The organism is Nostoc sp. C052, assembly GCF_013393905.1.
Classification (GTDB): Bacteria; Cyanobacteriota; Cyanobacteriia; order Cyanobacteriales; family Nostocaceae; genus Nostoc.
Genome location: NZ_CP040272.1, coordinates 4,137,685 through 4,150,026, shown reverse-complemented (window position 1 = coordinate 4,150,026; position 12,342 = coordinate 4,137,685). Strand labels below are relative to the sequence as shown.

General features: G+C 39.4%; 9 protein-coding genes. 5 read left to right on the top strand and 4 right to left on the bottom strand.

The annotated features are described in order from the left end of the window. Positions 1-2: 2 nt before the first annotated feature. Entirely contained in the window at positions 3-509 is a 507-nt protein-coding gene (locus FD723_RS16840; protein ID WP_179066347.1) for a GNAT family N-acetyltransferase, read from the top strand. Positions 510-796: 287 nt separating this feature from the next. Here the strand turns inward: FD723_RS16840 and FD723_RS16835 are convergent, their stop codons facing one another. Then, on the bottom strand, positions 797-1,438 hold the full coding sequence (locus FD723_RS16835) for a transaldolase family protein (protein ID WP_179066346.1): 642 nt from the start codon (positions 1,436-1,438) through the stop codon (positions 797-799). A 233-nt stretch (positions 1,439-1,671) separates the two neighbouring features. Here FD723_RS16835 and FD723_RS16830 point away from each other — a divergent pair, with 233 nt between their 5' ends. The 4 genes from FD723_RS16830 to FD723_RS16820 all read left to right on the top strand — a co-directional run bounded on the left by FD723_RS16830 (position 1,672) and on the right by FD723_RS16820 (position 5,927). Further along, a complete protein-coding gene (locus FD723_RS16830) occupies positions 1,672-2,631 on the top strand; it encodes a hypothetical protein (protein WP_218651738.1) in 960 nt (319 codons plus the stop codon). 131 nt (positions 2,632-2,762) lie between these two features. Further along, positions 2,763-2,894 carry a hypothetical protein gene (locus FD723_RS42855; RefSeq protein WP_256874842.1) on the top strand — a complete coding sequence of 44 codons (132 nt, stop codon included), beginning with the start codon at positions 2,763-2,765 and terminating at the stop codon, positions 2,892-2,894. A gap of 36 nt (positions 2,895-2,930) precedes the next feature. Continuing rightward, positions 2,931-5,447: a sigma 54-interacting transcriptional regulator gene (locus FD723_RS16825; protein WP_179066345.1), complete on the top strand. Its 2,517-nt coding sequence runs from the start codon at positions 2,931-2,933 to the stop codon at positions 5,445-5,447. Between the two features lie 141 nt (positions 5,448-5,588). Next, positions 5,589-5,927, top strand: a complete 339-nt coding sequence (locus FD723_RS16820; protein ID WP_179066344.1) for a hypothetical protein — start codon at positions 5,589-5,591, stop codon at positions 5,925-5,927. Positions 5,928-6,361: 434 nt separating this feature from the next. Here FD723_RS16820 and FD723_RS16815 read toward each other — a convergent pair whose 3' ends face one another. The 3 genes from FD723_RS16815 to FD723_RS16805 all read right to left on the bottom strand — a co-directional run bounded on the left by FD723_RS16815 (position 6,362) and on the right by FD723_RS16805 (position 11,843). Further along, entirely contained in the window at positions 6,362-7,453 is a 1,092-nt protein-coding gene (locus FD723_RS16815) for a response regulator (RefSeq protein WP_179066343.1), read from the bottom strand. A gap of 157 nt (positions 7,454-7,610) precedes the next feature. After that, positions 7,611-8,348, bottom strand: a complete 738-nt coding sequence (locus tag FD723_RS16810) for a response regulator transcription factor (protein ID WP_179066342.1) — start codon at positions 8,346-8,348, stop codon at positions 7,611-7,613. Positions 8,349-8,480: 132 nt separating this feature from the next. Then, positions 8,481-11,843: a PAS domain S-box protein gene (locus tag FD723_RS16805; protein ID WP_179066341.1), complete on the bottom strand. Its 3,363-nt coding sequence runs from the start codon at positions 11,841-11,843 to the stop codon at positions 8,481-8,483. Between the last annotated feature and the right edge of the window lie 499 nt (positions 11,844-12,342).

Here is a 12,342-nt window from a genome sequence, read left to right as displayed (position 1 = left end):
TGATGGATTATTTTATTCGTCCACTCACACAAGAAGATGAGCCTTTTCTCTGGCAAATGCTTTACGAAGCAGCCCATCTGGTAGAAGAAGGTAATTTGACAGTGCAAGATGCGAAGAATAATCCTGATTTGGCAAAATATGTGAAAAATTGGGGATGTAAGGATGATAGTGGCTTCGTCGCTATTTTGGAAAGCAGTAATCAGCCAGTAGGAGCCGCATGGCTGCGTTTATTGACAGGTAAAAATAAAGGATATGGCTATGTTGATGATTGCACTCCTGAGTTAGCAATAGCAATTCTTTCTGAATATAGAAATCAAGGCATAGGAACGCAGTTACTCACAAATTTGCTAGCAGTAGCCAAAACATCTTATCCATCAATATCACTTAGTTCCAGAGCAACAAATCCGGCATTTACTTTATATAAACGATTCGGCTTTAAAGTAGTTGATGGAAGTGAGATAATCAATCGAGTTGGCGGAATCTCTCTCAAGATGAAAATTGATTTTTAAACTGAGAATTTATAGTTTGTAGGGTTGACAGAAAATGCGTTGGTGTCAACTTAACGTGAAACGGGCGGTTAGAAACCGCGTCTACACAAACAAAAGCTACCGATCCTGGGTTTCAAAATCTTGATTTGCCTCGTTTTTCCCCATCCTACTGTAATATTTGACTTGATTTTGCATCTCTAATTAAAATATTTTTACTCTTCATCTTCTCGCTATTTGACTTTAATAGTTTAGCTAAATTCACTTATTCATGACGTTTGACAATTTGATGTGAAACTCAAACCCAATAATTACGAATTAGTTAAGCCAATGCCTCCTTTAGCGAATTCTTCAACAGTTTTCTGTGAGAATTCATGAGTTGCGATCGCCTGCAACATTGCCAATGGTAAAGTCAAATGATCTGCCCCGGCTTGCAACGATGCGGCTGCTTCTTCAGGAGATTTGATACTCGCTGCCAAGATTTCCGTATCACTACCTTTGAGGACGCTAGCCATATCCCGCACTAAAGCAATACCGTCACCTAACAACCTAGTGGCGCGATTTACATAAGCGATCGCAATTTTAGCACCTGCTTCCCGCGCTACTGCTGCTTGTGCTGCACTATAAATCGCTGTCACCGAACAGGTAATTTCTGGTGATAGACTCGCCACCACTTCAAACCCTAATGGTGTTGCGGGAATTTTCAAAATTGTTTGTGAACCAATAATCTCGAAAGCTTTTCTACCTTCAGCTAGCATCCCAGCTTTATCTGATGCCATAAGTTGATAGTACAATGGGCCATTTGTCAAGGCAACCAATTTTTTGAGCGTGGTTTCTGGTGGGGTATCGCTTTGAGACAACAGCGTGGGATTTGTGGTAATGCCTTTCACCCATCCCCAAAGTTTAACAACTTCAGCTTCCGATGCGATCGCTGAGTCTAGATATAGTGCCATAATTGCTGATTTCCAATTTACGAGTAGTGGGACTTACAACCATTAGACCTGTTGCAAAAATATGTTTTTGCACTCTTAGGGAAAAGGGTAAAAGTTAAAGGGAAAGGATTTTGAGTTTCTTTACCCTTTTCCCCCGCCCTTTATCCCCATAGGGGATACCACCTTCCCTTTTACCCCAACTTTTGCAATAAGTCCATTGATGGTAGGCTATTCACACAAAAGAGAGCATGATTATGGAAGACAAAATCCTTGAGCGCATTCTCACCACAGCTGACACCCCAGACCTCCTTGATATCCTGACAAATCGGCTGAGTTTGTCAGACTTACAATCTCTCCTGCTTGAGGTCTATCGCCGACGTACCGCCAGCCTCAAGCCCAGCGACCTCTTACAGCAGTATGAACACAACCGCTTTGCCACGCCGTCTCAGGTGAGTCCCCAGCAACTAATGGAATTTGATCGCCTCGCCTATTCCCTGCTGCCGTCAGGGTTTGAGGTGCTGGAACTTTCGCCCGTTTGTCCGCTTGGCACAAACTCGGTCGTGGCGACGGTTAACCAAAACAAGGTACTAACCACCATTCGCAATACCGAAGTGACTGCGGATGCGACGAATGTTTTGGCGCTGGAGTGTGCAAGGCGGCGGCGAGCAATTTCTACCAAAGGTGTACCTGTACATGAGGTAACAAAATTGTGTGCCAGCCATCGCGTGCTACGCACCCAAGGTATGCGTCGTGGCGCGGCAACTTTCCCACATTTCCGTCTGCTGGGTTTGTGTACGGCTGGACGTGACATCGGCTCGTATCACTTTGAGATTGACTCTCTCACAGAACATCTGGAATTCTATTTCCAGCTCTTTGATGCAGCTAATCACGCCGGGTTTGCGATCGCAGACGTGCGTGTTTCGTTGACTGCATTTGATCAAGCTCGTTATAATACACTCCAAACCTCAGTGCTGGAAAAACTCGCTGCAAAATATGCGGGGATTACCTTTGCCTTTGATCAGGAGCGCGAAACTGGCCGTGGTTACTATCATAGTGCTGGATTCCACATCTACGGTTGTGACTCATCAGGAACCGAGTATTTCCTTGTTGATGGTGGGTTTACCGATTGGACACAGCAATTACTGAATAACCAAAAGGAAAGGTTGTTCATTAGTGGAATGGGAAGTGAGCGGTTTGTACACTGCTTTGGATAACGGCTTGACCAGGCTTATCCCATGATCAATTATTTGCGAACACTATCAAAATCATTAGACTTGAGATATTACTAAACCTGATAGAGCAACTAAACTCAAAAGTTAAAGATTTAGAACCAGAAAACCAGAAGTTGCGCTCTGAAAACAACCGTCTCAAGGGAGAAGAAGGCAAGCCAGACATCAAAGCCAACAAAGTCAAAGGGTTTAAGAGCGATCGCTCATCAGAGAAAGAACAATATTTTGACATACCCTTTCAGGGATAATCCTTATTATACAGCAGCCTACACGGAGAACTTAAGATGACATCTCCAGAAACGGTCTTATGGCTACAAGAACGCACCAGTTTAGGGATTCTCTCACCTGAAGTATTAAATGCGATCGCCCAAGTAATTGAAGAACAAGTTGTGAGTGCCGAAACTGACTTAGTTAGCGAAGGCACTCCTCCAGAAGCCCTTTATATTCTCGTGGAAGGTCAACTCGAAAGCAATAGCACTAATCCAGCCTTAGCTTGTGGATTCCTTCCCGGATCAGTGATTGAACTCAAACAATTGCTGCTAGAAGAATTAACTCCATTCACAATTACGACGGTGACAGAATGTCACTTGTGGGTTATACCTGCTGCTAAATTTCGTGCTTTAGTCACCCAATACCCCGAAATTACTCAGGCTTTTTCTCGCCAATTGGTTCAAGAATTAGCTCAAGTAACATCTGCACTGAGCTATGAGCAAGAACGTTCTGTAGCTTTGCGACCCTATTTAGTTACCAAAGCGCAACGGGGAATTGTCGGTACAAGTCGTTATGCTATGCGGCTGCGGGAGCAAATTCGCGAAGCGGCTGCTGACCGCAAATCTGTGGATATTTTCGGAGAACCAGGTTTAGAAAAAGACAATATAGCAGCTCTCATCCACTTTGGTTCGCCAAAACGGCGAGAACCAATTATTAAAGTCAATTGTGGTATTCTCCAAACTAGTGGTGCAGATTTATTCGGTCGCGCTGGCGGTAAAGCAGGATTGTTGGAATGGTTGGGAGAAGGTACTCTCGTTCTCAACAACATCCAAGAATTGCCCGAAGAATTATTAGCTCCGGTGACGCATTTGCTCAAAACTGGGACATATACACCTGCGAGTCGTTCTGGTGAGCCAGCCCCCCAACCTCGCCCCAGTAAAGCCAGAATTCTGATTGTTTCAGAAAAAACTCAGCCAACGATTGAACGTTCTGTTGGTCACATTATTAAAGTCCCACCGCTACGGGTGCGGAAAGCTGATATTCAGGTACAGGTAGAATATTATACTAGTCTCTACACTCGATCTAGAGGCGTTTCTAAACCGCATATCACCCCCGAAGCCTTGCGTCGCCTACAATCTTATGATTTTCCTGGCAATCTCAAGGAATTAAAAAATCTCGTAGAAAGAGCGATCGTGCAAGCTGAGGGTGCGAGTGAATTAACAGAAGAAATTTTCTGGCCAGCCGAAACGAAGAAAAAACGATTTCGATTGAATCTGTTAAATGCCTATCCGCCTTTACGGCGGTTTTTACGTAGTCCTTGGTGGCCCGATCGCATTAACTATGGTTTTACTGCAACGGTTTTTGCAATTATTGTTGCAGTGTTATTTATTGGGCCACAAACCCGCGATCGCAATTTCGTATTAAATCTATTTTGGGCTTGGTGGTGGCCTTTCTTCTTATTTCTCTTTCCCTTTTTAGGTCGTATCTGGTGTTCTGTTTGTCCTTTCATGATTTACGGAGAAATTACCCAAAAGCTCTCCCTCTGGTTGTGGCCTCGAAAACTCAAGCGCTGGCCGAGAGAGCAAGCTGAGAAATGGGGCGGATGGTTCATGTTTGGGTTATTCTCCCTAATTTTCTTATGGGAAGAACTCTGGCATTTAGAAAATACTGCCTACCTTAGCGCTTGTTTGCTGCTGTTGATTACCGCCGGAGCGATGATTTTCTCGGCTCTTTTTGAGCGGCGGTTTTGGTGTCGTTATCTCTGCCCCATCGGCGGGATGAATGGTTTATTTGCCAAACTTTCCATGACAGAACTCCGGGCACAGCAAGGTATTTGTTCTGCCAGTTGCACCACCTATCAGTGCTATAAAGGTGGTCCGCAAAAGGGCGAAGGGCTGGAAACGAATGGATGTCCCTTATACTCTCACCCAGCGCAGCTAGAAGATAACCGAGATTGCGTACTGTGCATGACTTGTCTCAAAGCTTGTCCCCATCGTTCTGTTGAATTCAACTTGCGTCCCCCTGGTATTGAACTGTGGACAACTCATGTACCGCGCACCTATGAAGTAGCATTACTATTTTTGCTGTTGGGTGGAATATATCTGCATCGCTTGCCAGAATTGCTATCTTGGTTGGGGTTACAAGTGGATTTAACTCAGTTTTGGCAGCACTTGGGATTATCGTTGCTAGTGTTAATTATCCCAGCGATTTTTACCTTTGCCGCTTATGGCTTGCTCCAAGTGTTAAATTTTAACCGTAAGCCTCGAAAATTTGTAGAACTTGCTTATGGCTACTTACCATTAGTATTGGGGGGAAACTTGGCTCACTATCTGCGCTTGGGCTTAGGCGAAGGCGGACGGATTTTACCCGTAACTTTTGCTACCCTTGGTATGGGTGGTGAACAATTGCCAATATTGGTTGCTCATCCAGCAGTGATTGCCTTTTTGCAAGGTACAACGATCATTTTCTCCGTGTTAATGACTATATTATTAACGCAAAAAATTGCAAAGCAACCAGTAAAAGCGCTCCTTTGGCAACACCTAGCAGCGATCGCTTTGGGAGCTAGTATGTGGGCAATTATCGTATTTTAAGCTTCACATCCTCTACCAGGCGGTTTCTAATCGCCTGGACTAGGTGCAAAATGTGATTTAAGAACATTCTTCCCTACGAACGTGATAGAAAATACTTATATCATTTATGATTTTTGACTCATAGTATAAGGATTACAGATAATGCACGTTCTAAAAAGATCCATCAAACCAGCAACCTATATATCGTTTCTCCACATTTACCAAACTACTTGGGGAACTGCGGGTGATATTTGTTTAATCCGTGAATCTGTAGCTAATGATAGTACAGCGAAGTTTATCGGGCACAAAATCGAACTAGCAATTCCAAGAGGGTTGGAGCGCGATCGCATCGCCAACTGTCCGATAATCAAAGTTGCAGGCAATGTTGGCGATGGACATCCTAAAGAACACCCCTTGGAATGGGAAGCTTATGAAGGCGTAGATCCAGAACTAGCTCTAGCAGCCCTCAAACCTTGGGGCTTCAAGTTAATTGAACTCTAATGTGGTGATTTGATTATTAATACTTTTGTCGTAAATTCAACAAGTCGTGCCCTTTACCAAGACTGGGGACTGGGGGAATGGCACTAAGAAAAGCTCGAAAGCTCGTGTAGCCTCATTTCCAGCCTCAAGGCAGGGAATGTATTCTCAGAAGCTCTGCCTCTAGTCAAAAAAGAGGAGGCGAAGCCTCCCAGAATGGATTCCCAGCCTAGAGGCTGGGAACTAGTTAGAATTATCATACTTTCATATTTGGTTGTGGGTTTTTCCCATGAGTAGCTGACTTGAAAGAGTCATTTACCATACTCAGCACTCTTCATTATTTGTCTCCGTTGTCCCCCTTGTCTCCCTTGTCCCTCTTTCATGCAAGGCTTTAGAAACTTGTTTCATCGGGACTGCCCCCTGCCTTTCTTCTTATCAAATCGGATTGCCAGCGTATCCTAGCAGGGCAAACAAATACTTACAATAGTTCTTTTTTCAGGAATGCTATCAATTGTAAATTCCCCACCATATAATTTCACAATATGCTGGACAATAGCTAACCCTAAGCCAGAGCCTTGTTGTTCCCATGACTTTCGATTAAATTGTACAAAGGCTCCAATTTTATCAATTTCTTCAATTGTCATCCCTTTACCATTATCAATAACATATAAATTAAATTTATTATCTTCGACTGTACTCTTAACTTGAACTTCGCTACTTGGCAAAGAAAATTTAAAAGAATTCTCAAGTAATTCTTCAATAAGAATACTTAAATTTTCTTCTGGCAGTTGTACTGTAGATTCTTGGATATCTAGAGTTAAATCTTTTTGCCTACAGTTGTCTCTAGCCTTTTTGAGAGCAATTTCACTAATAATTTTCTCCGCGAAACATTTATCTCTTTGTTCTTGGATTTGACGTATTTTTTCAGGATTTTTAGCGATTAATTCTAGATTACTATATAGTAAAAATCTTTTAACTAATTCATTCAAACGATTGGCAGAGGTGTAAATCAATTCTGCAATTTCGACTTCTTCCGAGCCAGGCATGATGCCACAATTTTCCATTAATAACTGTGACATACCAAGAATACCATTTAAAGGAGTATTTAGTTCATGAGGTAATGAATGAGCAATATTCATTCTGAGTTCGTCTAGTTTGGCTTGAGCTTGACGTTCAGTCAAAGCGTGCTTATCAAGACGAGAAGCGATGGCACTGAGTAGTTCTTCAGGAGTAAATGGTTTAGTTAAATAATCATCAGCGCCAAAATCCATCCCTTGGCGAAAATCTGAACGCTCTGCTTTAGCAGTAACAAATATTAAAGGAATATTGGTAGTTGCTTCATTCTGACGCAGAGCAGAAAGCACGCTATAACCGTCTAACTCAGGCATCATAATGTCACAGATAATTAAATCTGGTAATTTTGCTTGAGCAATTTCTAAGCCAATCTTACCGTTTGCAGCTATCAAAGTTTCAAAATCAGAAAGTTGTAAAATTTCCTGAATGTTTACTCTGACCTGGGGTTCATCTTCTATGATTAAAATTGTATTCATCTATGATTATTAAAAATAATATTATTTTGATTGGTCTAGAATTATCTGGAATCTATATAAAGCTTATCTTTTTGAACCAGAAAAATTAACTCTCAATCATACAGGATAATCACATCTAATACCTAAGCAAAAACACTGGAATTTATTATGAAATAATCTACTGTTTACTATGGTTTAACAAATGAAACTTTTGCATAATTTTGGCATTTTCTGGGGTTAATAATGTTTGTAAATTCTTCATTTCATTCAAAAGTAGCATTTCTCTCGCATACTCTTGTTGTAGGATATTCAAGTAGCGATCGCGCTCAATATCTGATCGAGCTTTCTTCAGCATATAGATTGCCATATTGATATTTGAAAGCGGATTACTTAAGTCTTGTAAAAGTTTTTGTAAAACCTCATTGCATATTTCTGCTAAGTATTGACTTTCTTGTAATTTTTGTGATTTTACTTCTATCTGCTGCTTCAGATTGGCATTTTGTTGATGTGCTTGTTCATATTGTTGTTTGATTAAAATTGGTTTTTCTATCCGAGCCAATCTAATCTTAATTGCTTTCAAAAGTTCTTCTGGAGAAAAAGGTTTTGTCAGGTAATCATCGGCTCCTAACTCCATACCTTGGCGTAAGCCATCACGATCTGCTTTTGCAGTTAGAAAAATTACTGGGATAGATTCAGTTAATGGATCTTGGCGTAAGGCTGTCAGTACACCATAACCATCAAGTTCAGGCATCATAATATCACAACATATCAGGTCTGGTTTTTCTGTTTTAGCAAGTCGTAATCCTTCTAAACCATTATTTGCAGTGATAGCATTAAAATCTGACAAACTTAGAATCTGTTGGACATTTTCAGAAATTTGAATTTCATCTTCAATTACTAATATTTTCTCGTTCATTGTTTATTTAAATAGTGATTTTAACTAGGTGATTTTATTATCTGTATAGACACAGTAAATGTAGCAGCTAAAATAGATTTTCCATCTTAACGATTTGGTAAACTATGTGAGATGCCAATAATATACCTTAGTTTATTGTTCCCTAAAATTATTTACTAATAACATATCGAGATGTTTTTCCTGGATGACATTGGTTATAGTTAGTGGCAGTTCTACCCGGAATGTCGTACCGACTCCGACTTGACTAGCAAAGCTAATTCTTCCTCTATGAATATCTATACAATTCTTGACTATTGCCAAGCCTAATCCCGTTCCTGGCGTATTACCAACATTACTAGCTCGGTAAAATGGTTCAAATAAATTCTGCTGCTCCTCCAGTAAAATACCAATACCTTCATCTTTAATTAGAAAAACTACGCTTTGATCTTGAACTAATAGATCAATTTGAACATTACTGCTGTCTGGTGAGTATTTGACAGCATTTGAAAGCAAATTGCTCAGTATTTGTCGCAAAAGTTTCTTGTCTATACAAGCCATAAAGTAATCATCTGTTGATGAATTACCCAAGTGCTGAGGATATAAGGCTAGAGTATGCCTGGGAGAACTGAGTTGAATTTCTTCTACTAAAGAGCGACAGAAATCAACTAAATTAATACAAGTTGGTTCAAATGCTAATTTTCCAGCTTCAGCTTTATTAATTAGCAAAATATCATCTAAAAGTTGAGTAGTGTGTTGAACATAAGTCTGAATACACTGGAGATGTTTCTGCTTTTGTTGTTCATCTAGTTTATGGCTAAAACTTTTTAAGATGCCGGCAGATGAAGTAATTACGGCTAAAGGGGTTCGGAACTCATGGGAAGTCATAGAAATGAAACGAGATTTTAACTCACTGAGTTCTTTTTCTTTTGCTAAAGCCTTACAAATATTTTCTTCAGCTTGTTTGCGTTCGCGTATATCTTTAACCACCCCAATCACATAAATAGGTTTACCAATAGGATCTCGAATTAGAGAAACCGTTAGATTTATCCAAATTGGAGCGCCATTTTTATGTAAATAGCGCTTCTCTATGGAAAATGTTTCTACCTTTCCTGCTATTAATTGTTGCAACTTATTTAGATGGGCTTGTATATCTTCTGGATGTGTTATATCTCTAAAGTTTTTATTCAGAATTTCTGCTTGGCTATAGCCAATAATTTCACACAACTTTTGATTAACTTTCAGAAAACGACCATCTAAAGCTTCTAGTTTAATTCCCACCGCTGCTTGATTAAAAATAGCACTAAGTTCTGCCTCACTTTTTTGTAAGTCTAAAGTGCGTTGCTGAACCCTGACTTCTAAATCTTGATTAAGTTTTTGTAGAGCTTCTTGCGCTCGTTGTCTTTGCAGTTCAGCAGATGCCCTGGCTGCAAATACTTTGAGAATTCCTTCAAATTTTTGTTGATCAGGTATAGATTTTTCATCTATGATGCACAATGAGCCAATCGGTTGACCAAAATCATCACTTAAAATAACTCCCATAAAACTTTCGGCTTTCATTGCAGTCAATATTTCAGCATTAGGAAAGACTTGCTGAATTCCTGAACCACAGTAATAAAATCCTTGCTTGAGCAAAATTTCACAAGGAGTTGATTTTTGATCGTAGGAAATATTTAGTTGTAACTGCCCATCAGACCACAATCCTAAAGTGTGAACTTGCCCATCAATTAATTCAGTTACCAAAGTGTTACGAACATCTAAAGTAGAAGAAATATGCTCAACTAATGCTGGAAAAAAGTCACACCCAGTTGTAGAAGCGGTACTTTCTATCAAACTTTGTAAGGCTATTTCAGCTTGTTTTCGTTTTGTAATATCAATCCCGACTGCAACCGCAGCTGTGTTTTGTTGATATTTTTGAGCGACGAGTAAGTAATTGCGTGTTTTGTCATTTATTTGGACATCAATAACCTGAGAATCTGCTATGTCTTGCCCATCTAAAAATTCCCGCATAAATTCTGTAAATTGCGGGCTGTTTTCCATAAAGCCCAATTCTTGACCAACAAAAGCATCGGTAGTCAGGTTAAAACTTTCAGCTAAATGGCGATTAACTCCTAAATAATACCCATCATCATTTACCCAAGAAACAAACCCTGGTACTGCATCTAAAACCGTTTGTAATTGCTCTTTTGCTTGTTGTAGATTTTTTTCTGCTCGTTTGTATTCTGTAATGTCTTCGGAAATACATAACAGGTATTCGGGTTGCTGGTCTTTGTCATACAAAGGAATTTTAGTCGTGTGTAAAATTCTTCTGCCAAAATTATGACTATCAATAGGTTCTTCAGAAATATCTTGAGGTAAACCGCTAGCAAAAGTTTCTAGGTCTTTTTGGTAGAAAAAGTCTGCTTGTTCTTTTGGGAAGAATTCGTAACCTGTTTTGCCAATAGCTTGCTCTGCGGTAATACCAAAAATATTTTCGCATGTATGATTCCAGAGCTTGAATTTACCAAAATTTTCTGGTTTGGCATCTTTAACAAAAACGGCCACAGGCAAATTATTAATCATTGACTGTAAAAAGTTGCGAGTTTGCTGGAGTTCCTCTTGTGCTTTTCGGCTTTCAGTGATATCAATGCCAGTACAGACGATATACTCAACTTGATTATCCCGATTAAGTAAGACTTTATTTGACCAAGAAATTAAGCGGCGATCGCTATTCTTAGTAACTAAAGAAGTTTCGTAACGTTGAGGAAATTCTTTGGTTGTTAAATTTTGAAAAATATCTTTGATACATGCTGTTGTTTCAGGTAACAGCAACACATCCCAAACAAATCTTCCTTTAATTTCATCAAATGCGTAACCTGTAGCTTGTTCGCAAGTATGATTGAAGCGAATAATTCTTCCCTGAGAATCTAGTACAATAACTAAAGCATCTGCTAGATTCAAAACGGTAGAAACAAAATTACGCTCCAATCGCAGTTCTGCCTCAATTCTCTGGCGTTCTACAAGTTTAACTCGTGTATAATTGTAGAGTTCTGCTTGTAGAATAGAAACTGTCAGCAAACTCGTAGGAGTAACCAATCCAATTACTTCTCCTTGCTCGCCAACAATGGGCAGATGGCAAATCCGATGTTGCCTGAGCAAATGTAACGCAGTAAAAACATCTTTAAAATCTTTTAATTTCAGTGTTATTAACTCCCTTGTCATCACTTGGGCAACACTGATTCCCTCTAGATTCTTTCCTTGTGCTGTCAATTTAATTAAATCTCGTTGTGTAAGTATCCCTACCAATTGCGAGTTTTCTATAACTAAAACACAACTGGCAGCTTGAGATGCAGTGCTGTCTACATCTTTACTGGAATTTGTCAAAGAATTGCTATTTTTGTTTGGCAAGCCATGACAATTACCTTGTGCTTCATTAATCAGCGCAATCACATCGGGAAGCAGAATCTCAGAGTTAACAATGAGTGGGTGACGAATGATAGTCTGTTGTAAATTATCAGAACTGAGAGAGTTAATAAACATTATGTATAGATGCCTGAAAAGAAATTATGTTTCTTTATAAAAGATGTAAAGAACATTGTTACTTATATTTTTTTGAAAAGCATCAGTGTTTTCTAGGATTAATTCTATTCTGATTTTATGTAAAGTTTATATTATTTAAATCAAGTTAATTTATGTTGAAAAGATGGGTTTTATAACAATTATGTTGTTGAATATTGCTTGATTGAGCAAATTTTTATTTAAAAAACTATGTTTTTCAGGTAGATGCAGCTTAACTGTAATGCCAGATGTTGGAACTAAGTAATAACTATGATTTGAGTAAACTACTAAGATTTAAAACATTGAACTATGTTCATAATCCCAACACTTATTATCACCCCAGGTTCTATTAGTATTTTCACAGTCAGACTTATTCTCAATCCAGGGAATTGATGTCGGACTGGTAACGGAAGATGAAACTATAGAGCTAACTAAAGACAGGATGTAAGAGGTAATCATAAAGCTAGAGGTTCCTAAAATA

Bases quoted from the DNA above. Each gene is read 5' to 3' on its own strand.
- FD723_RS16840 (WP_179066347.1), top strand. From the start codon at position 3: ATGGATTATTTTATTCGTCCACTCACACAAGAAGATGAGCCTTTTCTC.
- FD723_RS16835 (WP_179066346.1), bottom strand. From the start codon at position 1,438: ATGGCACTATATCTAGACTCAGCGATCGCATCGGAAGCTGAAGTTGTT.
- FD723_RS16830 (WP_218651738.1), top strand. From the start codon at position 1,672: ATGGAAGACAAAATCCTTGAGCGCATTCTCACCACAGCTGACACCCCA.
- FD723_RS16825 (WP_179066345.1), top strand. From the start codon at position 2,931: ATGACATCTCCAGAAACGGTCTTATGGCTACAAGAACGCACCAGTTTA.
- FD723_RS16820 (WP_179066344.1), top strand. From the start codon at position 5,589: ATGCACGTTCTAAAAAGATCCATCAAACCAGCAACCTATATATCGTTT.
- FD723_RS16815 (WP_179066343.1), bottom strand. From the start codon at position 7,453: ATGAATACAATTTTAATCATAGAAGATGAACCCCAGGTCAGAGTAAAC.
- FD723_RS16810 (WP_179066342.1), bottom strand. From the start codon at position 8,348: ATGAACGAGAAAATATTAGTAATTGAAGATGAAATTCAAATTTCTGAA.
- FD723_RS16805 (WP_179066341.1), bottom strand. From the start codon at position 11,843: ATGTTTATTAACTCTCTCAGTTCTGATAATTTACAACAGACTATCATT.